The 21,706-nt window shown below is 72.4% G+C and carries 18 protein-coding genes; 14 read left to right on the top strand and 4 right to left on the bottom strand.

Translation table 11 applies throughout. The annotated features are described in order from the left end of the window. Positions 1 to 37: 37 nt before the first annotated feature. Together AB0O91_RS02490 and AB0O91_RS02495 are read right to left on the bottom strand one after the other, a co-directional pair. The gene (locus AB0O91_RS02490; RefSeq protein ID WP_363427252.1) at positions 38 to 1,267 is read right to left on the bottom strand and encodes a DUF349 domain-containing protein; all 1,230 of its coding nucleotides are present in this window, start codon (positions 1,265 to 1,267) and stop codon (positions 38 to 40) included. Positions 1,268 to 1,531: 264 nt separating this feature from the next. Further along, the gene (locus tag AB0O91_RS02495) at positions 1,532 to 2,362 is read right to left on the bottom strand and encodes a peptidylprolyl isomerase (RefSeq protein ID WP_363427253.1); all 831 of its coding nucleotides are present in this window, start codon (positions 2,360 to 2,362) and stop codon (positions 1,532 to 1,534) included. Positions 2,363 to 2,600: 238 nt separating this feature from the next. Here AB0O91_RS02495 and AB0O91_RS02500 point away from each other — a divergent pair, with 238 nt between their 5' ends. From AB0O91_RS02500 to rpsD, 7 genes are all read left to right on the top strand, one after another. Continuing rightward, on the top strand, positions 2,601 to 3,308 hold the full coding sequence (locus AB0O91_RS02500; RefSeq protein ID WP_363427254.1) for an MBL fold metallo-hydrolase: 708 nt from the start codon (positions 2,601 to 2,603) through the stop codon (positions 3,306 to 3,308). Positions 3,309 to 3,319: 11 nt separating this feature from the next. Then, positions 3,320 to 4,582: a histidine--tRNA ligase gene (hisS, locus tag AB0O91_RS02505; protein WP_363427255.1), complete on the top strand. Its 1,263-nt coding sequence runs from the start codon at positions 3,320 to 3,322 to the stop codon at positions 4,580 to 4,582. Beyond that, positions 4,579 to 6,384: an aspartate--tRNA ligase gene (gene aspS / locus AB0O91_RS02510; protein ID WP_363427256.1), complete on the top strand. Its 1,806-nt coding sequence runs from the start codon at positions 4,579 to 4,581 to the stop codon at positions 6,382 to 6,384. The genes hisS and aspS overlap by 4 nt, the downstream gene beginning before the upstream one ends. Before the next feature lie 95 nt (positions 6,385 to 6,479). Further along, on the top strand, positions 6,480 to 6,998 hold the full coding sequence (locus AB0O91_RS02515) for an N-acetyltransferase (protein WP_363427257.1): 519 nt from the start codon (positions 6,480 to 6,482) through the stop codon (positions 6,996 to 6,998). An 80-nt stretch (positions 6,999 to 7,078) separates the two neighbouring features. Then, a complete protein-coding gene (gene ppk2, locus AB0O91_RS02520) occupies positions 7,079 to 7,897 on the top strand; it encodes a polyphosphate kinase 2 (protein WP_363427258.1) in 819 nt (272 codons plus the stop codon). 61 nt (positions 7,898 to 7,958) lie between these two features. Continuing rightward, positions 7,959 to 9,425, top strand: a complete 1,467-nt coding sequence (locus AB0O91_RS02525) for a replication-associated recombination protein A (RefSeq protein WP_363427259.1) — start codon at positions 7,959 to 7,961, stop codon at positions 9,423 to 9,425. A gap of 311 nt (positions 9,426 to 9,736) precedes the next feature. Further along, positions 9,737 to 10,351, top strand: coding sequence for a 30S ribosomal protein S4 (gene rpsD / locus AB0O91_RS02530; protein WP_063346792.1), 615 nt, complete (start codon positions 9,737 to 9,739; stop codon positions 10,349 to 10,351). 87 nt (positions 10,352 to 10,438) lie between these two features. On the opposite strand, the gene AB0O91_RS02535 is transcribed toward rpsD, so the two are convergent. Beyond that, entirely contained in the window at positions 10,439 to 10,756 is a 318-nt protein-coding gene (locus AB0O91_RS02535; protein WP_363427260.1) for a tetratricopeptide repeat protein, read from the bottom strand. A gap of 48 nt (positions 10,757 to 10,804) precedes the next feature. After that, positions 10,805 to 13,024: a regulator gene (locus AB0O91_RS02540; protein ID WP_363427261.1), complete on the bottom strand. Its 2,220-nt coding sequence runs from the start codon at positions 13,022 to 13,024 to the stop codon at positions 10,805 to 10,807. 221 nt (positions 13,025 to 13,245) lie between these two features. Here AB0O91_RS02540 and AB0O91_RS02545 point away from each other — a divergent pair, with 221 nt between their 5' ends. The 7 genes from AB0O91_RS02545 to AB0O91_RS02575 all read left to right on the top strand — a co-directional run bounded on the left by AB0O91_RS02545 (position 13,246) and on the right by AB0O91_RS02575 (position 21,604). Continuing rightward, a complete protein-coding gene (locus AB0O91_RS02545) occupies positions 13,246 to 13,725 on the top strand; it encodes a DUF948 domain-containing protein (RefSeq protein WP_363427262.1) in 480 nt (159 codons plus the stop codon). A 4-nt stretch (positions 13,726 to 13,729) separates the two neighbouring features. Next, positions 13,730 to 14,137, top strand: coding sequence for a DUF6167 family protein (locus tag AB0O91_RS02550; RefSeq protein WP_363427263.1), 408 nt, complete (start codon positions 13,730 to 13,732; stop codon positions 14,135 to 14,137). After that, positions 14,137 to 16,806: an alanine--tRNA ligase gene (gene alaS / locus AB0O91_RS02555; RefSeq protein ID WP_363427264.1), complete on the top strand. Its 2,670-nt coding sequence runs from the start codon at positions 14,137 to 14,139 to the stop codon at positions 16,804 to 16,806. Before AB0O91_RS02550 ends, alaS begins: the two co-directional genes overlap by 1 nt. After that, entirely contained in the window at positions 16,806 to 17,285 is a 480-nt protein-coding gene (gene ruvX, locus AB0O91_RS02560) for a Holliday junction resolvase RuvX (RefSeq protein WP_363427265.1), read from the top strand. The genes alaS and ruvX overlap by 1 nt, the downstream gene beginning before the upstream one ends. A 170-nt stretch (positions 17,286 to 17,455) precedes the next feature. Next, positions 17,456 to 18,685, top strand: coding sequence for an endolytic transglycosylase MltG (gene mltG / locus AB0O91_RS02565; protein ID WP_363427266.1), 1,230 nt, complete (start codon positions 17,456 to 17,458; stop codon positions 18,683 to 18,685). Positions 18,686 to 18,873: 188 nt separating this feature from the next. After that, a complete protein-coding gene (gene mltG / locus AB0O91_RS02570; RefSeq protein ID WP_363427267.1) occupies positions 18,874 to 20,742 on the top strand; it encodes an endolytic transglycosylase MltG in 1,869 nt (622 codons plus the stop codon). A 31-nt stretch (positions 20,743 to 20,773) separates the two neighbouring features. Next, positions 20,774 to 21,604, top strand: a complete 831-nt coding sequence (locus AB0O91_RS02575) for a shikimate dehydrogenase (protein WP_363427268.1) — start codon at positions 20,774 to 20,776, stop codon at positions 21,602 to 21,604. The last annotated feature ends 102 nt before the right edge of the window (positions 21,605 to 21,706 follow it).

Below are 21,706 nucleotides of genomic sequence, written 5' to 3' on the forward strand. Positions count from 1 at the left end.
GAGCACCCCGGGGGCCTTCGTCGTCCAGCGGGCCGGATCAGCCGCTGAACTCCTCCTGGCTCTTGTGCGCCTGCTCCAGCAGGGTCTGCACACCGGCCAGCTCGGACTCCAGCTTGGCGGTCTTCGAGGCGTTGCCGGCCGCCCGGGCCTTGTCCAGGTCGGCCTGGAGCTTGTCGGCCTTCGCCTGGAACAGGCCCACCATGCCGGCCGCGCGGGCCTTGGCCTCCGGGTTGGAGCGCTTCCACTCCGAGTCCTCGGCCTCGCGGATGGCCCGCTCGACCGCGTTCAGCCGGCCGTCCAGCTTCGGACGGACGTCGCGCGGGACGTGGCCGATGGCCTCCCAGCGCTCGTTGACCTCGCGCAGCGCGGCCTTGGCGGCCTTCAGGTCGGTGATCGGCAGGATCGCCTCGGCCTCGGTGGCCAGCGCCTCCTTGAGCTTCTGGTTCTCGACCTGCTCGGCGTCCCGCTCGCTGAACACCGCGGAACGGGCCTGGAAGAAGACGTCCTGGGCGCCGCGGAACCGCGCCCACAGCTCGTCCTCGACGTCCCGCTGCGCCCGGCCGGCGGACTTCCAGCGCGCCATCAGGTCGCGGTAGGCGGCCGCAGTGGTGCCCCAGTCGGTGGACGCGGACAGCGCCTCGGCCTCGGAGACCAGCGCCTCCTTGACCTGCCGGGCCTGCTCGCGCTCGGCGTCCAGGGTCGCGAAGTGCGCCTTGCGGTGCTTGGAGAAGACCGAGCGGGCGTGCGAGAAGCGGTGCCACAGCTCGTCGTCGCTCTTGCGGTCCAGCCGCGGCAGGCCCTTCCAGGTGTCCACCAGGGCGCGCAGCCGGTCCCCGGCCTCCCGCCACTGGGTGGACTCGGCGAGCTGCTCGGCCTCGGAGACCAGCGCCTCCTTGGCGGTGCGGGTCTCGTCCTGGGCCTTGGCGCGGGCGGCCTTGCGCTCCTCCCGGCGGCTCTCGATCTCGCCGGAGAGCGTGTCCAGCCGCTTGGCCAGCGCGTCCAGGTCACCCACCGCGTGCCCCTCGGTCACCTGGGCGCGGAGGTGCTCCAGCGCGGTCTGGGCGTCCTTGGCGGCCAGGTCGGTGGTGCGCACCCGCTTCTCCAGCAGGCCGATCTCCACCTCGATGCCCTGGTACTTGCGCTCGAAGTAGGCGAGGGCCTCCTCGGGCGAGCCGGCCTGCCAGGAACCCACGACGCGTTCGCCGTCGGCCGTCCTGACGTACACCGTGCCCTGCTCGTCCACACGGCCCCACGGGTCGCTGCTCATAGCGCGTCCTCCACATGACGTCGCGCCCGCGCCGGGGCGGCGCGCGACCGTCGTCCACAGTTGATGTGCGGCGGACCGATGAGTCCGCCGTCCCCGTCCGCCGTGCCTTGCTGCCGAGGGTGACGGCTAGGCGGGTCCGGGCACCCTATACAACGCCAACATAGGCGACCAGGACCGGTGCTGTCCGCATCCGGGCCGGGCGATTTCGGTCCGGGGCCGGGCGGAGGCGCTGTCCGCGCCTGCCGCCGACGGCCCCGGGGCCGGTCAACCCTTGGACACGGTAACCGAGTTGAAGGTGACGTCGGCCATCGGGTGGCCGTCGCCGGTGCCTTCCAGGGTGCCCGCGGCGGCGATCTTCTGGACCACGTCCAGGCCGCCGGTGATCTTGCCGAACGGGGTGTAGTTCGGCGGCAGCTGGGTGTCCTTGTAGACCAGGAAGAACTGGCTGCCGTTGGTGCCCGGGCCGGAGTTGGCCATCGCGACGGTGCCCGCCGGGTAGGTCGCGCCGGTCAGGTTCTCGTCCGCGAACTTGTAGCCGGGGCTGCCCGAGCCGCTGGCCGTCGGGTCGCCGCACTGGAGCACGAAGATGCCGTCGGTGGTGAGCCGGTGGCACTTGGTGTGGTCGAAGTACTGCTCGCCGGCCAGGAAGTTGAACGAGTTCACGGTGTGCGGGGCCTTGGCCGCGTCCAGCGCGATCGTGACCTTGCCGCAGTTGGTGTCCAGCGCCATGGTGTACGAGGCGTGCTCGTCGATCGACATGGCGGGCTCGGTCTTGAACTGCTTGTTGTTGGGCGAGCCCGGCGCCGGGGCGGCGCAGCCCTCGACCGGCTTGCGGCTCGGCGCCGAGGCCGGGGTGGCCTGGGTCGGCGCGGGCTGCACGGACGAGGAGGCCGAGGCGCTCTTGTCCTTGTCGTCGGAGCTGAACGCGCCGGTGGCGAGCAGGGTTCCGCCGCCGGCCAGGACCACCACGGCGAGCGAGGCGCCCAGGATCGTGTTGCGCCGCTTGCGGGCGGACGCCGCCTCGGCCCGGCGCTCCATCTGGCGCTCGTACTTCTCGCGGGCGAGCTGCCGCCGCCGCTGTTCGCTGCTGACCACCGGCCGTGTCTCCTGAGCATGTGCGGGAAAAGTGGATGGGTTTCCGGAGCGGATCATCGCACCCATCGGCGGCCAAGTGTAGGGACCGGGCCCGTAAGGACACGGTGAACCTGTCATGCCCCGGCCCGTCACCGCCCATCTGGTTCGCTACCGGGCCCGGACCGCCGGTAGGCTTCCCTTACGTCATCACTACTGGTAGCCACCGCAGCCCACCGCCGCACACACCCGAAGGACGCGCGTGTTCATCGCCGGATTCCCCGCTGGAGCCTGGGGCACCAACTGCTACCTGGTCGCGCCGGCGGCGGGCGAGGAGTGCGTCATCGTCGATCCCGGGCACCAGGCCGCGCAGGGCGTCGAGGAGCTCATCCGCGAGCACCGGCTCAAGCCGGTCGCCGTCCTGCTCACCCACGGCCACATCGACCACGTCGCCTCGGTGGTCCCGGTCTGCGGCGCCCGCGGCGTCCCGGCCTGGATCCACCCCGAGGACCGGTACATGATGTCCGACCCGGAGAAGGCGCTCGGCCGCTCCCTGGGCACCCAGCTGATGGGTGAGCTCACCGTCGGTGAACCCGACGACGTGCGCGAGCTCACCGACGGCAGCGTGCTGGAGCTGGCCGGCCTGCGCCTCACCGTGGACCACGCCCCGGGCCATACCGGGGGGTCGGTGACCTTCCGGACGCCCGGTGCCGAGGACCTCCCCCCGGTGCTGTTCTCGGGCGACCTGCTGTTCGCCGGCTCCATCGGGCGCACCGACCTCCCGGGCGGGGACGGCGAAGCGATCATGCGCTCGCTGGCCCGGGTGTGCCTGCCCCTCGACGACTCCACCGTGGTCCTCTCCGGCCACGGCGGTCAGACCACCATCGGCCGCGAGCGCGCCACCAACCCCTACCTCCGACAGGCGGCGGGGGCGACCGGCGCCCCGGCCTTCCCGCGACGAGGAATGTGACGGAAGAGAAGTTGAGCACCTTCACCGCCCCCAAGGGCACCTACGACCTGCTGCCCCCCAGCTCCGCGACCTTCCTGGCGATCCGCGAGCGCATCGCCGCGCCCGCCCGCCGGGCCGGTTACGGCTACGTCGAGACCCCGGTCTTCGAGGACGTGAAGCTGTTCTCCCGCGGTGTCGGCGAGTCCACCGACATCGTCACCAAGGAGATGTACACCCTCACCACCAAGGGCGGCGACGAGCTCGCGCTGCGCCCGGAGGGCACCGCCTCGGTGCTGCGCGCCGCGCTCCAGGCCAACCTGCACAAGCAGGGCAACCTGCCGGTCAAGCTCTGGTACTCCGGCTCGTACTACCGCTACGAGCGCGCCCAGAAGGGCCGTTACCGCCAGTTCTCCCAGGTCGGCGCGGAGGCCATCGGCGCGGAGGACCCGGCGCTGGACGCCGAGCTGATCATCCTGGCCGACGACGCCTTCCGCACGCTGGGCCTGAGCAACTACTCGCTGCTGCTCAACAGCCTCGGCGACAAGCAGTGCCGGCCGGTCTACCGGGCCGCCCTGATCGAGTTCCTCTCCGGCCTGGACCTGGACGAGGAGACCCGCCGCCGGGCGGAGATCAACCCGCTGCGCGTGCTGGACGACAAGCGCGAGTCGGTGCAGGAGCAGCTGGTCGGCGCCCCGATGCTGCGCGACTTCCTGTGCGAGGAGTGCAAGGCGTACGACGAGAAGGTGCGCGAGCTGCTCACCGCGGCCGGCGTCGCCTTCGTCGACGACCCGAAGCTGGTCCGCGGCCTGGACTACTACACCCGCACCACCTTCGAGTTCGTGCACAACGGCCTCGGCGCCCAGTCCGCGATCGGCGGCGGCGGCCGCTACGACGGCCTGTCCGAGATGATCGGCGGCCCCGCGCTGCCGTCCGTCGGCTGGGCGCTCGGCGTGGACCGCACCTTCCTGGCGCTGGAGGCCGAGGGCGTCGTCCTCGACCTGCCGCCCGCCATCTCCGTCTACGCCGTCGCGCTCGGCGAGGAGGCCAAGAACCTGCTCTTCGCCAAGGTGGTCGAGCTGCGCCGGGCCGGTGTGTCCACCGACCTCGCCTTCGGCGTGAAGAGCATCAAGAACGCCATGAAGTCCGCCGACCGGTCCGGCGCCCGCTTCGCCCTGATCGCCGGGGACCGGGACCTCGCCGAGGGCGTCGTCCAGCTCAAGGACATGAGCACCGGCGAGCAGACCCCCGTCGCCCTCGACGCACTCGTCACCACCCTGAAGGAGAAGCAGCTGTGATCCGCACGCACGACGCGGGCACGCTCCGCCCGGAGCACGCAGGCACCACCGTCACCCTGGCCGGCTGGGTCGCCCGCCGCCGCGACCACGGCGGCGTCGCCTTCATCGACCTGCGCGACGCCTCCGGCACCGTGCAGATCGTGGTCCGCGACCTCGACTCCGTGCACGGCCTCCGCGCCGAGTACTGCGTCAAGGTCGTCGGCGACGTCCGGGTCCGCCCCGAGGGCAACGAGAACCCGGACATCCCGACCGGCGCCGTCGAGGTCGTGGTCAGCGACATCGAGGTGCTCTCCGAGGCCGCCCCGCTGCCGTTCCCGGTCGCCGAGTACGAGCCGGGCACGGTCAACGAGGAGGTCCGGCTGCGCTACCGCTACCTGGACCTGCGCCGTGAGGGCCCGGCCAAGGGACTGCGGCTGCGCTCCAAGGTCAGCAACATCATCCGCCGGGTGATGGAGGAGAACGACTTCCTCGACATCGAGACGCCGTACCTCACCCGCTCCACCCCCGAGGGCGCCCGCGACTTCCTCGTCCCGGTCCGCCTCCAGCCCGGTCACTGGTACGCGCTGCCGCAGTCGCCCCAGCTCTTCAAGCAGCTGCTGATGGTGGCCGGCATGGAGCGCTACTACCAGATCGCCCGCTGCTTCCGCGACGAGGACTTCCGCGCCGACCGGCAGCCGGAGTTCACCCAGCTGGACATCGAGGCCTCCTTCGTCGACCAGGAGGACATCCTGGCGCTCGGCGAGAAGATCGTCGGCTCGATCTGGCGCGAGGTCCACGGCTACGAGATCCCGAACCCGCTGCCGCGGATGACGTACGCGGACGCCATGGGCCGCTACGGCTCGGACAAGCCGGACGTCCGCTTCGGCCAGGAACTCACCGACCTCACCGAGTACTTCAAGGGCACCGAGTTCCGCGTCTTCCAGGCCCCGTACGTCGGCGCCGTGGTCATGCCGGGCGGCGCCTCGCAGCCGCGCAAGCAGCTGGACGCCTGGCAGGACTGGGCCAAGGCGCGCGGCGCCAAGGGCCTGGCCTACGTGCTGATCGACGCCGAGACCGGCGAGCTGCGCGGCCCGGTCGCCAAGAACCTCTCCGAGGAGCACCTGGCCGGCCTCGCCGCCGCGGCCGGCGCCAAGAACGGCGACGCGGTCTTCTTCGCGGCCGGCAAGGAGCGCCCCTCGCAGGAGCTGCTGGGCGCCGCCCGCCTGGAGATCGGCAAGCGCTGCGGGCTGATCGACGAGTCCAAGTGGGCCTTCCTCTGGGTCGTCGACTTCCCGATGTTCGAGCCGATCGAGGACGACAAGGGCCAGTTCCAGGGCTGGCACGCGGTGCACCACCCGTTCACCGCCCCGACCGCGGAGTCGCTGGACACCTTCGACACCGACCCGGGCGCCGCCCTGTCCAACGCCTACGACCTGGTCCTCAACGGCTCGGAGCTGGGCGGCGGTTCGATCCGTATCCACCAGCGCGACGTGCAGAAGCGGGCGTTCGACGCGATCGGCCTGTCCGAGGAGGAGGCCGCCTCGCAGTTCGGCTTCCTGCTGGACGCCTTCAACTACGGCCCGCCGCCGCACGGTGGGGTCGCCTTCGGCCTCGACCGGATCGTCACGCTGCTCGGCGGGTACGACACCATCCGCGACGTCATCGCCTTCCCGAAGACGTCCACCGGCGGTGACCCGCTGACCGGCGCCCCGACCCCGATCACCCCGGCGCAGCGCCGGGAGGCCGGCGTGGACGCCCAGCCGAAGGTCCGCGAGGACGCCAAGTCGGAGGACGCCAAGTCGGAGGCGCAGCCCAAGAGCTGACGCCGCGTCATCCGCTAACCTGCAACGGCCCCGGACGGTCCACCCACCGTCCGGGGCCGGTCCACAACGTCGTGTGACACAGGGAGGGTTGACTCATGCGGGTCACCACGAGAGTCGAATGTCCGCAGGACGCCCCGGCCACCAGACGCGTCCACATGGCCGCGTTCCCCGGGCCCGACGAAGCCGATCTGGTGGACGCGCTGCGCCGCGACCCCGCCTGGCTGCCCGGGCTGTCGCTGGTCGCGGTGGACGACGCGGGGTTGGTCATCGGGCACGCCCTGCTGAGCAGGCTGCGGGTCGGCGGCAACGGCGGCGGTGGCGACGCGCTGGCGCTCGCCCCGGTCGCGGTCGCCCCGGAGTGGCAGCGCCAGGGGGTCGGCGAGCTCGTCGTCCGGGCCGCGCTGGCGGCCGCCGGGGAGGCGGGGGAGAAGCTGGTGGTGGTGCTCGGGGATCCGGCCTACTACGGGCGGTTCGGCTTCACCCCGGCCGGGCGGCACGAGGTCACCGGTCCGTTCGAGGTGCCGGAGACGCACTTCCAGGCGCTGCCGCTGCCGGCGTACGACGGCGGTCCGCGCGGGCTCTGCCGCTACCCGGAGCCCTTCGTGGAGCTCTGAGGCCCGCCCCGACCTGCGGATCCGCCGTTCTGCGCCTACGGTGAAGGGTCATCAGCAGCAGGCGGACGGAAGGACCGAGGGTGACCGAGCAGCGGCGGACCGCGAAGACGGAACGACTGGCCAGGAAGCCGTACGAGCGGGAGCTGCTGCGGTTGCAGCAGGAGCTGGTGAAGCTCCAGGAGTGGGTGCGGGTCGAGGGCGCCCGCCTGGTGGTGGTCTTCGAGGGGCGGGACGCGGCCGGCAAGGGCGGGGCGATCAAGCGGGTGACGGAGTACCTGAACCCGCGCATCGCCCGGGTCGCGGCACTGCCCACCCCGACCGAGCGGCAGAAGACCCAGTGGTACTTCCAGCGGTACGTCGAACACCTGCCGGCGGCCGGGGAGATCGTGCTGTTCGACCGCAGCTGGTACAACCGGGCCGGGGTCGAGCGGGTGATGGGCTTCTGCACGGACGAGGAGTACTGGCAGTTCCTGCACCAGTGCCCGACCTTCGAGCAGATGCTGATCGAGGCCGGGATCCTGCTGCGCAAGTACTGGTTCTCGGTCAGCGACACCGAGCAGGAGCGGCGCTTCCGGGACCGCCTGGAGGACCCGATGAAGCGCTGGAAGCTCTCCCCGATGGACGTCGAGTCCATCGCCCACTGGGAGGACTACTCGCGGGCCAAGGACGAGATGTTCGTCTACACCGACGTCCCGCAGTCGCCCTGGCACGTGGTGGAGAGCGACGACAAGCGGCGGGCCCGGATCAACATGATCGCCCACCTGCTCTCCTCCGTGCCCTACCACGAGGTCGCCCCGCCGAGGATCGAGCTGCCGCCCCGCCCGGCCCCGCGCGGCTACCAGCGGCCCCCGCGCGACCTGCAGAAGTACGTGCCGGACCACGCGGCCGGGCTCGGCTGACCGGTCCGGTCCGGGGACGGTCCGGGCCGGGGCTGTCGGCGGCCTCAACTAGGCTTCCGGTGTGGACGAACCGGACCTCTTCACCGCCGCCGCCGAGGAACGCCAGACCAGGGAGCCCGGCCGGGCCCCGCTGGCCGTACGGATGCGTCCGCGCACCCTGGACGAGGTGGCCGGGCAGCGGCAGCTGCTGAAGCCCGGCTCGCCGCTGCGACGGCTGGTCGCCAACTCGCGCGGGCCCGCGGCCACCAGCTCGGTGATCCTCTGGGGGCCGCCCGGCACCGGCAAGACCACCCTCGCGCACGTGATCAGCCAGGCCGTGGAGGGCCGCTTCGTCGAGCTGTCCGCGATCACCGCCGGGGTCAAGGAGGTCCGGGCGGTGATCGACGGCGCCCGGCGGGCGGTCGGCATGTCCGGCCGGGAGACGGTCCTGTTCCTGGACGAGATCCACCGCTTCTCCAAGGCCCAGCAGGACTCGCTGCTGCCCGCGGTGGAGAACCGCTGGGTCACCCTGATCGCGGCGACCACCGAGAACCCGTACTTCTCGGTGATCTCCCCGCTGCTGTCCCGCTCGCTGCTGCTCACCCTGGAGTCGCTGACCGACGAGGACATCCGCGCGCTGCTGCGCCGGGCGGTCGCCGACGAGCGCGGCCTGGAGGGCGCGCTGGAGCTGACCGCGGAGGCCGAGGACCACCTGGTGCGGCTGGCCGGCGGGGACGCCCGGCGGGCGCTCACCACGCTGGAGGCGGCGGCCGGGGCGGCGCTGGAGAAGGGCGAGGCGAGCATCTCGCTGGCCACCACCGAGACGGCCGTCAACCAGGCGGCGGTGCGCTACGACAAGGACGGCGACCAGCACTACGACGTGGCCAGCGCGCTGATCAAGTCGATCCGCGGCAGCGACGTGGACGCCACCCTGCACTACCTGGCCCGGATGATCGAGGCGGGGGAGGACCCTCGCTTCATCGCCCGGCGGCTGATGATCTCGGCCAGCGAGGACGTCGGCCTGGCCGATCCGGCCGCGCTGCAGACGGCGGTGGCGGCGGCCCAGGCGGTGGCCCTGATCGGCTTCCCGGAGGCCCGGATCATCCTCTCCCAGGCGGCGATCACGCTGGCCCTGGCGCCCAAGTCCAACTCGGCCTACCTGGCGATCGACGCGGCGCTGGCGGACGTCCGGCAGGGGCTGGCCGGGGCCGTCCCGCCGCACCTGCGGGACGCCCACTACGGCGGCGCGGGCAAGCTCGGCCACGGCAAGGGCTACCAGTACCCGCACGACCTGCCGGAGGGCATCGCCGCCCAGCAGTACGCGCCGGACGCGGTGCACGGCCGGGAGTATTACCGGCCGAACCGGCGCGGCGGTGAGGTGCGGTACGCGGACACCGTGGAGTGGACGCGCGGGCGGCTGCGGGGGGAGCGCCGGCCGGAGCAGAAGGCCGAGCGCAAGCCCGAGCGGGCGGCCGAGCAGAAGGCCGACGGGAAGGCCGAGGGGAAGCCCGGGGCGGCCGCCGAGCAGCCCGGGGAAAAGGGCGAGTGAGCGACGGGTATACTTCGTCGGAGTGCCATGTCCCGGGACGGCGGCGGGGGAGACCCCACCGACCGGCCGCACCAGCGGGGCATCGGCGGTAGGCCTCCCCCGGGAGGCCCGCACCAGGAGCGTCGCGCACCGTTTCGGTGTCGCGGGAGGCCCGGTTCCCGGGCCCTTCGTGTGACCAGCACTTCTCGTGCCCGGCTCCGGAGAGCGGCTGATCCCTTCGCGCAGGCGACGGGGTTTTCTCCGGGTCGCGACATGCGACCTCCGTCAACACCTGGTGAAAGCCGTATTCGTAAGCAAGGAAGGTTTGGTTCATGGCGAACCAGAAGCGTCCCAAGGTCAAGATCGCGCGTGCGCTCGGCGTGCCGCTGACCCCGAAGTCCGTCAAGTACTTCGAGGCCCGCCCGTACCCGCCCGGCCAGCACGGCCGTGGTCGCAAGCAGAACTCGGACTACAAGGTCCGTCTGCTCGAGAAGCAGCGTCTGCGCGCCCAGTACGACCTGAGCGAGAAGCAGATGGCGCGCGCGTTCGACCGCGCGAAGAAGGCCGAGGGCAAGACCGGTGAGGCGCTCGTCGCCGAGCTGGAGACCCGTCTGGACTCCCTGGTCCTGCGTTCGGGCATCGCCCGCACCATCTACCAGGCCCGCCAGATGGTCGTCCACGGCCACATCGAGGTCAACGGTGGCAAGGTCAACAAGCCGTCGTACCAGATGAAGCCGGGCTTCGTGGTGACCGTCCGCGAGCGCTCCAAGGAGAAGGTCCCCTTCCAGGTCGCCCGTGAGGGTGGCTACGCGGGTGAGGGCCAGACCCCGAAGTACCTCGAGGTCAACCTGAAGGCCCTGGCCTTCCGCCTGGACCGTGCGCCGCAGCGCAAGGAGGTCCCGGTGATCTGTGACGAGCAGCTGGTCGTCGAGTACTACTCGCGCTGACCCGCGCTCGGTTCGCACACCGCGGAACCGCACCGACGAGCCCCCGTCGCCTTTCGAGGCGGCGGGGGCTCGCCGTTTCCCGCGCTGCTACGGCTGCTCGCCCGACATCGCGGCGGCCAGCCGCAGGTGCGGGCGGGCCTCCTCGGCGCGGCCCCGGCGCTCCAGGGTGCGGCCGAGCATCAGCCGGGCGTAGTCCTCGGCCGGGTCCAGGTCGAGGATCCGGCGCAGTTCGGCCTCGGCGCGGCCGAGCTGGGCGGAGTGGAAGTAGCTGCGGGCCAGCAGCAGCCGGACGGAGAGGTTGGCCGGCTCCTCGGCCAGCACGCCCTCCAGCATGCGGGCGGCGTCGGTGTACGCCTTGGACTCGAAGTAGAAGTTCGCGAGGCGGTACTCGTCGTGGATGGCCATGGTGCTCCTTCCGGGTGGATCCTTGCCTCCTCAAGCAATCGGCAAGCTTCAGCTATTCCGGACCGGCGCGGGGGCCGGTGCGGGCGGCACCGAGCACGGGCCGGGGCCCGGCTCCGGGCCGCCCGGCGGGCCGCCGCCGTCGAGCGCCCGGGAGACCGCCGCGTCGAGGTCCAGCCGGGCCCCGGCCCGGTAGCAGTCGTCGTACTCCTGCTCGGTCAGCCCGGCCAGGGCCCGCTCGGCGCACTCCTGGTGCGGGCCGAAGAAGGACCGGGAGCCCAGGAAGGGGTTGCCGACCGCGCGCCAGATCCGGTGCGCGGCCCCCTGGAGGACCCTGGCCTCGCACAGGTTGCCGGGCTCGCCGGGGCCGGCCGGCTCGGTCTCCAGCAGCGCCAGCAGGTCGATCCCCAGCACGATGCCGAGCAGGTCGTGGAAGAGGTGGTTCAGCCGGACGCACTCCCGGGCCAGCGCCCGGGCCGGTTGGACCGCGCCGTCCAGGTAGTGCGAGTACGCCATCGCGTACAGCACGTAGGCGTACGCCCACTGCTCGCCGTGCTCCTCGCAGACCTCGCGGGCCTGGCCGAACCAGAGCTCGCCGCTGTCCTGGTCGCCCTGGAACAGGTAGGCGAGGCCCAGTTCGAACATGGCCATCACCACGTTGCTGTTGAGTTCGCCGATGGTCCGGTAGTGCCAGAGCGCCTCCTCGAACAGCTCGGCGGCGCGCTGCGGGTCGTCGCCGATCAGGGCGGCGCAGCCCTGGCGGTGGACGGCGTAGGCGAGCGCCCGGTCGTCGCCGGTGTCCAGGGCCTGGCGGCGGCACTCCTCCAGCGCGGGCCGGGCGGCTTCGAGGTCGCCCTGGAGGGTGGCCATGTAGCCGGTCACCCAGAGGGCCTTGGCCCGGGCCTCGGTCGGTTCGCGGTCCAGGGCGAGCGCCCGGTCCAGCCAGTGCCGGCCCTCGCCGAGGTGCCCGCAGCCGACCCAGTAGAACCAGAGCGTGCCGGCCAGCAGCAGGGCGATCTGCTCCTCGCCCGGCTCGGCCAGGCAGAACTCCAGCGCGGCGCGCAGATTGGTGTGGGCGAGCCGGGTGCGCTCGGCGGTCTCGGTCTGCCGGGGGCCGAACCACTCGACCTCGCCCCAGGTGGCGACGCCCAGGTACCAGTCCCGGTGGCGGCGCAGCAGCCGCTGCTCGTCGCCGGCGGCGCGCAGCCAGTGGCCGCCGTACTCGCGCAGGGTGTCCAGCAGCCGGAACCGGACGCCGAAGGCGCTCTCCTCGCGCAGCACCACGGACTTGGCCACCAGCTCGTCCAGCAGGTCGAGCACGTCCTCGGGTTCGATGCCGTCGCCGGCGCAGACGTACTCGGCGGCCTCCAGGTCGAAGGACCCGGCGAAGACCGACAGGCGGGCCCAGAGTAAACGTTCCTGCACTGTGCACAGCTCATGGCTCCACCCGATCGTGGTGCGCAGCGTCTGGTGCCTCGGCAGGGCCGTCCGGGAGCCGCCGGTGAGCAGCCGGAAGCGGTCGTCCAGCCGGGCGGTGATCTGCTCCACCGACAGCGCCCGCAGCCGCCCGGCGGCCAGCTCCACGGCCAACGGGATGCCGTCCAGCCGGCGGCAGAGCAGGCCGACCGCCTCCGCGTTCGCCTCGGTCACCTCGAAGGACGGCAGCACCGCCCGGGCCCGGTCGGCGAACAGCCGCACCGCGTCCGGCAGCGGACCCGGGCCCACCCGCTGCTGCGGCAGCGGGCCGGCGGGCAGCGGCGCCAGCGTCAGCAGGTGCTCGCCCGAGGCCCGCAGGGCGGAGCGGCTGGTGGCCAGCACCCGCAGACCGGGCAGCGCCCGCAGCAGCGCGTCGGCGAGCTCGGCGCAGGCCTCCACCAGGTGCTCGCAGCCGTCCAGCACCAGCAGCAGCCGCCGCCCCGCCAGGTGCTCGCCCAGCACGTCCAGCGGCGGCCGGGCGGTGCCGTCGGTCAGCCGCAGGGCCTCCAGGACGGCGTGGCCGAGCAGCAGCGGGTCCTGCACGGGGGCCACGTCCACCAGCCAGCTGCCGTCCGGGAACGCCCCGGCCGCCCGGGCCGCGGCCCGCAGCGCCAGCCGGCTCTTGCCGACCCCGCCGGGCCCGGTCACCGTCACCAGCCGGGCACCGGCCAGCAGGCCGGCCAGCTCGGCCAGCTCCCGCCGCCGCCCGACGAAGCCGGTCACCTCGGCCGGCAGCCGGCCCGGCCCCGGCTCGCGCGGCCACGCCGCGGGCTCTGCTCTCCAGTCGCCGGCCACGCGCTGCTCCCCGTCGTTCCTGGCCCGGACCGCGGCGGTCCGGACGTGCGTCGGGCCGTACGGGCGACGGCCCGCCTGGCAGAACGAGGTGACCGGCCGGTAGGTTACGCGCGCCGATCGCACACCCGGACGAGGCCGCCGACGGGATCCCGGTCCGGAAACCGGGCGTCGGCGCGATAGGGTTCGGTCTGTAGAGCGACAAGGTGAGGGAGCACGCAAAGGTGACCGTGGGAGAGCTGGCCGGGTTGCTCGTCGCCGTGTTCTGGGCGGTCCTGGTCACCCTGCTCGCCGTCGTGCTGGTCCGGCTCTCCAAGGTGCTCAAGGAGGCCACCGTCCTGGTCTCCGCGGTCACCGAGCAGGCCGTCCCGCTGCTCTCCGACGCGGGCGCCGCGGTGCGCAGCGCCAACGAGCAGCTGGACCGGGTGGACGAGATCACCGCCAACGTCCAGGACGCCGCCGCCAACGCCAAGGCGCTCTCCTCCACCGCGGCCGCCACGTTGGGCGGACCGCTGATGAAGGTCGCGGCCTTCAGCTACGGCGTCCGGAAGGCCGTCGCCAAGCAGCAGGGCGCGCTGCCGAGCGGGCCGCTGCCGGCCGGCGAGCGCGAGGAGCTGGCCCGGCTGATCCGGGCCGAGGTGCGCGCCGCGACCGCGCCCAGGAACGGCTTCCTCTCCCGGGTCCGGCGCGCGGTGAGGGGCTGACGGCATGGCACGGATCTTCTGGATGGCGGTCGGCGCCGGCGCCGCCGTGTGGGCCATGAACAAGGCCAACGGCGCCGTGCAGCGGCTCACCCCGGACAGCCTCTCCGGCACCGCCGCGCGCGGTGCGCTGCACCTGGGCGACCTGGCCAAGCAGTTCGCCCAGGACGTGCGGTCCGGCATGGCCGAGCGCGAGGAGCAACTGAAGGACGACCTCGGGCTGCACGGCACCGCCGTGGCCGAGCCCGGGCGCACCGGCCGTGTCCTGCGTGGAGAGCCGCAGTACCGAGCTATCTCGGCGGCGCCCGGTCGCCCGGCCGCCGCCCTGCCTCCCGCCCGCACCACCCCCCAGACCATTGAAGAAACGCCCCGCCGAGCCCTGCCGCGGGGCGGAACGAACCGGAAGGACCACTAATGGAGTCGGCTGAGATCCGCCGCCGCTGGCTGCGCTTCTTCGAGGAGCGCGGCCACACCGTCGTTCCGTCGGCGTCCCTGGTCGCCGACGACCCCACCCTGCTGCTCGTCAACGCCGGCATGGTGCCGTTCAAGCCCTACTTCCTGGGCGAGGTCAAGCCGCAGTTCTCGCGCGCCACCAGCGTCCAGAAGTGCGTGCGCACCCTGGACATCGAGGAGGTCGGGAAGACCACCCGGCACGGCTCCTTCTTCCAGATGTGCGGCAACTTCTCCTTCGGCGACTACTTCAAGGAAGGCGCCATCAAGTTCGCCTGGGAGCTGCTCACCAGCTCCGTCGCGGACGGCGGCTACGGCCTGGAGCCGGAGAAGCTCTGGATCACCGTCTACAAGGACGACGACGAGGCCGAGCAGATCTGGCGCGACGTCATCGGCGTGCCGGCCGAGCGCATCCAGCGCCTCGGCATGAAGGACAACTTCTGGTCGATGGGCGTGCCCGGCCCGTGCGGCCCGTGCTCGGAGATCAACTACGACCGCGGCCCCGCGTACGGCGAGGAGGGCGGCCCGGCGGTCAACGGCGAGCGCTACCTGGAGATCTGGAACCTGGTCTTCATGCAGTACGAGCGCGGCCACGGCGACGGCAAGGACGGCTTCGAGATCCTCGGCGACCTGCCGAGCAAGAACATCGACACCGGCCTCGGCCTGGAGCGCCTCGCCGCCATCCTCCAGGGCGTCGACAACCTCTTCGAGATCGACACCAGCCGGATGATCCTCGACCGCGCCGCCGAGCTCACCGGCCACACCTACGGCGCCGACCACAAGTCGGACGTCTCGCTGCGCGTGGTCACCGACCACATCCGCACCGCGCTGATGCTGGTCGGCGACGGCGTCACCCCCGGCAACGAGGGCCGCGGCTACGTGCTGCGCCGCATCCTGCGCCGCGCCATCCGCAACATGCGCCTGCTGGGCGCCACCGAGCCGGTGGCCAAGGAGCTCACCGACGTCGCGATCAAGGCGATGGCTCCGCAGTACCCGGAGCTGGAGTCCGACCGCAAGCGCATCGAGACGGTCGTGGTCGCCGAGGAGTCGGCCTTCCTGCAGACCCTGAAGGCCGGCACCAGCCTGCTGGACGCGGCGGTCACCGAGACCAAGCAGTCCGGTGGCGCGGTGCTCTCCGGCGACCAGGCGTTCAAGCTGCACGACACCTACGGCTTCCCGATCGACCTCACCCTGGAGATGGCCGAGGAGCAGGGCCTCCAGGTGGACGAGGCGGGCTTCCGCCGCCTGATGCAGGAGCAGCGGGACCGCGCCAAGGCGGACGCCAAGGCGAAGAAGATGGGCCACGCCGACGTCGCCGCGTACCGCGAGGTCGCCGACAAGTCCGGCGCCAGCGTCTTCACCGGCTACAGCCTGACCGAGGGCGAGGCCACCGTGGTCGGCCTGCTGGTGGACGGCGTTCCGGCGCCGGCCGCCTCCGAGGGCGACGAGGTCGAACTGATCCTCGACCGCACCCCGTTCTACGCCGAGGGCGGCGGCCAGCTCGCCGACCACGGCCGGATCCGGCTGGAGTCCGGCGCGGTGGTGGAGATCCGCGACGTGCAGCAGCCCGTCCCGGGCGTCATCGTGCACTCCGGCGGCGTGCTGTTCGGCGAGGTCGTGCTCGGCTCCTCGGCCTACGCCACGATCGACATCGACCGTCGCCGGGCGATCGCCCGCGCCCACTCGGCCACCCACCTGACCCACCAGGCGCTGCGCGACGCGCTCGGCCCGACGGCCGCCCAGGCCGGTTCGGAGAACGCCCCGGGCCGCTTCCGCTTCGACTTCGGCTCGCCCGCCGCCGTTCCGGGCAGCGTGCTGGTCGACGTCGAGCAGAAGATCAACGACGTGCTGGGCCGCGAGCTGGAGGTCACCGCCGAGGTCATGACGATGGACCAGGCCCGCAAGGCCGGCGCCATCGCGATGTTCGGCGAGAAGTACGGCGACGAGGTCCGGGTCGTCTCGATCGGCGACTTCTCCAAGGAGCTGTGCGGCGGCACCCACGTCGGCAACACCGCCCAGCTGGGCCTGGTGAAGCTGCTCGGCGAGTCCTCGATCGGCTCCGGCGTGCGTCGCGTCGAGGCGCTGGTCGGCGTCGACGCGTACAAGTTCCTGGCGCGCGAGCACACCGTGGTGGCCCAGCTGACCGAGCTGGTCAAGGGCCGCCCGGAGGAGCTGCCGGAGAAGATCTCGGGCATGCTCACCAAGCTGAAGGACGCCGAGAAGGAGATCGAGCGCTTCCGCGCGGAGAAGGTGCTGGCCGCCGCGGCGGGCCTGGCCGACTCGGCCGAGGACGTGCACGGCATCGCCGTGGTCGCCGCGCAGGTCGCCGACGGCGTGGGCGCGGACGAGCTGCGCAAGCTGGTCCTGGACGTGCGCGGCCGCCTCGGCGCCCGCCCGGCCGTGGTCGCCGCGTTCACCGTGGCGAACGACCGCCCGCTGACCGTGATCGCCACCAACGAGGACGCCCGCGGCCGCGGCATCAAGGCCGGCGAGCTGGTCCGCACCGCGGCCAAGACCCTCGGCGGCGGCGGTGGCGGCAAGGACGACGTCGCCCAGGGCGGCGGCTCCAACCCGGCCGCGGTCGGCGAGGCGATCGCCGCGGTGCGCGGCCTGGTCGCGGAGCGCGCCAGCTGATGGAGCAGGAGGAGAGGCCCTTCAGGCGTGGACGGCGGATCGCCGTCGACGTCGGTGACGCCCGGATCGGGGTCGCGTCCTGCGACCCCGACGGGGTGCTCGCCACGCCGGTGGAGACGGTGCCGGCCGGGGTGAAGTCGCAGGCCAGGCTCGCCGCGATCGTCGAGGAGTACGACGCGATCGAGGTGGTCGTCGGGCTGCCGCGCTCGCTCAGCGGCAAGGAGGGCCCGGCGGCGGAGAAGGTCCGGGCCTACGCCCTGCGGCTGGCCAACCGGCTCTACCCGGTGCCGGTGCGGCTGGTGGACGAGCGGATGACGACCGTCACCGCGACCCACGGGCTGCGCGCCTCGGGCGTCAAGGCGAAGAAGGGCCGCTCGGTGGTCGACCAGGCCGCCGCGGTGGTGATCCTGCAGACCGCCCTTGAGACCGAACGGGTGAGCGGACGCCCGCCCGGTGAGAGCGTCGAGGCGGTCGGCTGACCGGCCTGATCTAACGTCCCGAAAAGGGGTCCGTGCGGACGCGTCCGCACGGACCCCTTTCTCGTTCGTTCCCGTGTCCGTTCCGGACCGGTCCCGGAATGCTCCGGACCGCTTCGGTTCGGCCCGGGACCATCCGCAGCGATCCGGGACCGCCGAGGGGGCCGCGCGCCATGACCGACCAGGACTTCCACCCGGGGCTCACGCCGGGGCACCTGGGTGCGCCGGTACTGGAGCCGGAGGGACGCCCTCCGGGTGCGCCCCGGCCGCGCTCCGATGCACCGGATCCGCACCGACGGCGTAACGGACTGGCCTGCGCGCTCACCGCGCTCTCGCTGGTCGCGGTCTTCGGCGGGATCGGGCTCACCGGCTACACCTGGTTCCAGCAGCAGCGCAAACCCCCGGCGGCCGCCGACTACAAGGGACAGGGCGACGGCAGCGTCCAGGTCTCGGTGCCGGAGGGCGCGGGCCTGTCCCAGATCGCCTCCGCGCTGGTCCGCAACGGTGTGGTGGCCAGCTCGCTCGCCTTCACCCGGGCGGCGAAGGGCAGCGCGGCGGCCGCCGGGCGGATCCAGCCCGGGACGTACACGCTCAAGCAGAAGATGTCGGCCGCCGCCGCGCTGGCCGTCCTGATCGACCCGGCCAACGCCAACGGCCTGACCATCCCCGAGGGGTGGCGCGGCTACCAGATCTACGCCGCGATCGACAAGAAGCTGAACCTCCCGGCCGGTACCGCCCAGAAGACCGCCCAGGACCAGATCGCCGACCTCGGGCTGCCGGACTTCGCCAACGGCAGCCCGGAGGGCTACCTCTTCCCCGCGCGGTACGCCGTCACCGACGGCACCACCGCGCTCGACCTGCTGAAGCAGATGGTCGAGCGGGCGGGGAAGGAGTTCAGCCGGGACGACGCCAACGTCGTCGCGCAGAACCTCGGGCAGAGCCTGTACGGGCTGGTCACCGTGGCCAGCATGGTCCAGGGCGAGGCGGACAACACCGAGGACATGGGCAAGGTGGCGCGGGTCATCTACAACCGGCTGGCCAAGGGCATGCCGCTGCAGCTGGACTCCACCATCAACTACGCGCTCGGCCGGTCGACCCTGAACACCACCGTCACCGACACCAAGCTGGACTCCCCGTACAACACCTATGTGCACCCGGGGCTGCCGCCGTCCCCGATCTCCAACCCCGGACGGCAGGCGATCATGGCCGCGCTGGACCCGACGCCGGGCGACTGGATCTACTTCGTGACCGTGAAGCCCGGCGACACCCGCTTCACCGACAGCTTCGACGTGCAGCAGCGCAACGTGGCGGACTTCAACGCCGCCCGGGCCGCCACCCCGAGCGCGTCGGCCTCCGGCTCGGCCCCGGCCGCCCCCTCGGCCCCGCCCGGGACGGCCCCGTGACGGCTCCGTGCGCTGAGCGTGAGGTCGCCCACTGACCGTGTGTTCGCCCGAGCGGGGGTACGGCTGCGGTACGGTAACGTCTCCCTCCAGGCGCTGCGCTAGCACGCCGGTTCGAGAATCAGCCGGGACCGCGTCGTCCCGGACGGCCGGTCCGATCCTCCGGTCGTCACCGTCGGTTAAGGGGATCAATGACCGATCTGGGTCGGGGCTACGGCCCCCAGGGCGAGCCGTGGCACCCCGGTGATCCCGGGTACGGCGGCCAGCAGCCGGTCCCCGGCCAGCAGGACGGCCAGTGGCAGCAGCAGTACCCCCAGCAGGGCCAGCAGGGTCAGCAGTCCTACGGGGACGTGCAGCAGGGGTACGCGCAGCCGCAGATGCAGCAGGGCGTGCAGGGTGTGCAGGGCATGCAGCAGGGATACCCGGAGGGGTACCAGCAGCAGGGCGTGCCGCAGCAGATGGGGCAGCAGGGCTACCCCCAGCAGCAAGTGCCGATGCAGCAGCAGGGCATGCCGCAGCAAGGATTCGACCAGGGGTACCCGCAGCAGGGTATGACCCAGCAGGGCTACCCCCAGCAGCAGATGCCGATGCAGCAGCAGGGCATGCCCCAACAGGGGTATCCGCAGCAGCAGATGCCCCAGCAGCAGATGCCGATGCAGCAGGGGGTGCCGCCGCAGCAGGCCGTCCGGCAGCAGCCCGCCCCGCAGGCCCAGGCGCCCGCACCCGCCGGGCCCGGCCCGGACGGGATCGACTGGGAGGCCGAGGCCGCCGCGCTGGAGTCCGGCGCGGACCCGGTCGGCGGGGTGCACGAGCCCGCGGCCGAGGAGTGGGACGGTCAGCACGACGGCCTCCACGAGGACGGGCCGCACGGCGAGGACGGCTACCTCGACGAGCACGCCGAGGCGGAGGAGGCCGGCTTCCTCGGCCGGCAGGACGACTCCCGCGAGGCGAAGAAGAAGCGCAAGGAGAGCGGCAAGAAGGCCGGCCGCCGCAACGGCGGTGCCTGCCTGGTGGTCGCGCTGGTGCTGCTCGGGCTGCTCGGCGGCGCGGGCTGGTGGGGCTACGGCTTCTACCAGAGCCACTTCGGACCGCCGCCGGACTTCTCCGGCGAGGGCACCGGCTCCGTCCAGATCGAGGTCAAGCAGGGCGCGGTCGGCGGGCAGATCGGCGCCGTGCTCAAGGCGGCCGGGGTGGTCAAGAGCGTCGACGCCTTCACCAAGGCCTGCGACGCCGAGCCCAAGTGCACCAGCATCCAGTACGGCTTCTACACCCTGAAGAAGGAGATGTCGGCGGCGGCCGCGGTCAAGGAACTCCTGGACCAGGCGGGCGGCGCGGCGATCGTGTTCCCGGAGGGCAAGAACTCCTCCGAGATCTACACCATGATCGACACCAAGCTGAAGCTCCAGAAGGGCACCACGGCGGGCGTCGCCAAGGACCAGGTCAACAACCTCGGCCTGCCGGCGTACGCGAACGGCAACATCGAGGGCTTCCTCTGGCCGACCCGCTACAACATCGCCGACGGCATGAAGCCCGAGGACCTGCTCAAGGCGATGGTGAAGAACGCCACCGACAAGTACGCGAACCTGGACGGCCAGGCCGCCTCGGTCGGGCTGAAGAACGGCTACGAGGTGCTGATCGAGGCGAGCATCCTGCAGCGCGAGGGCAACAACCCGGAGGACTTCGCCAAGATGGCGAAGACCATCCAGAACCGCCTGGCCAACGAGCCCGAGACGCACCACCGCCTCGGCATGGACACCACGCTGCAGTACTCGCTGGGCCGCAAGGACCTCACCAAGAAGGACATGGACGACGCGTCCAACAAGTACAACACCTACCTGAACCCCGGCCTGCCGCCCGGCCCGATCTCCAACCCGGGGGACGAGGCGATCAACGCGGTGCTGCACCCGGCGGACGGCAAGTGGCTGTACTTCATCGCGATGTCCCCGACGCAGACCCTGTTCGCCGAGACGAGCAGGGAGCACTACGCCAACGTCAAGCAGTACTGCACCAACGCCGGGCAGGGCTTCGACGAGGCCCGCGGCCACTGCACCACCAAGTAGCACCGGGCAACCCGCTTACGGAGAGGCAGCGTTGACCAGCAAGCACCGGGCGGCCGTCCTCGGCTCGCCGATCGCCCACTCGCTCTCGCCGGACCTGCACCGGGCCGCCTTCGCGGCGCTCGGGCTGGACGGCTGGCGCTACGACCGCTTCGAGGTCGACGAGGCCGGCCTGCCCGGCTTCCTCGCCGGGCTGGACGAGGCCGAGTGGGCGGGGCTGTCGCTGACCATGCCGCTCAAGCGGGCGATCATCCCGCTGCTGGACGAGGTCAGCCCGACGGCCCGCTCGGTGGAGGCGGTGAACACCGTGGTGTTCACCGCCGACGGCCGCCGCACCGGGGACAACACCGACGTCTCCGGGCTGGTCAACGCGCTGCGCGAGCGCGGCATCACCGAGGTGCCGGCCGCCGCCGTGCTGGGCGCGGGGGCCACCGCCTCCTCGGCGCTGGCCGCGCTCGCCCAGGTCTGCACCGGCGAGGTGACGGTCTACGTGCGCAGCGTCGAGCGGGCCCGGGAGATGGCCGAGCTGGGCGAGCGGCTCGGCGTCGCGGTGCGGACGGCCGACTGGGAGCGGGGTGCCGAGGCGCTGGAGCGGCCGCTGACCGTCTCGACCACGCCGGTCGGGGCGACGGACGCCTTCGCCGGCGCGCTGCCCGCGGCCCCGGGCGCGCTGTTCGACGTGCTGTACCACCCGTGGCCGACGGCGCTGGCCGCCGCCTGCGCCGAGCGCGGTTCGACCGTGCTGGGCGGTCTGGACCTGCTGGTGCACCAGGCGGTGCTGCAGAGCGAGGCCTTCACCGGGCACACGCCCGGGCCGCTGGCGGCGATGCGCGCGGCGGGGGAGCGGGCGCTGGCCGGGCACTGAGCCCGTCCGTCCCCCGGCCTGGGCGTTTCACCGACCGACCGGTTGCCGTCCGTCACGCGGACTCGGCCACCGGGTGCCTCCGGGTCATGAAAGGATTCGGGG

The organism is Kitasatospora sp. NPDC089797, assembly GCF_040684795.1.
Classification (GTDB): Bacteria; Actinomycetota; Actinomycetes; order Streptomycetales; family Streptomycetaceae; genus Kitasatospora.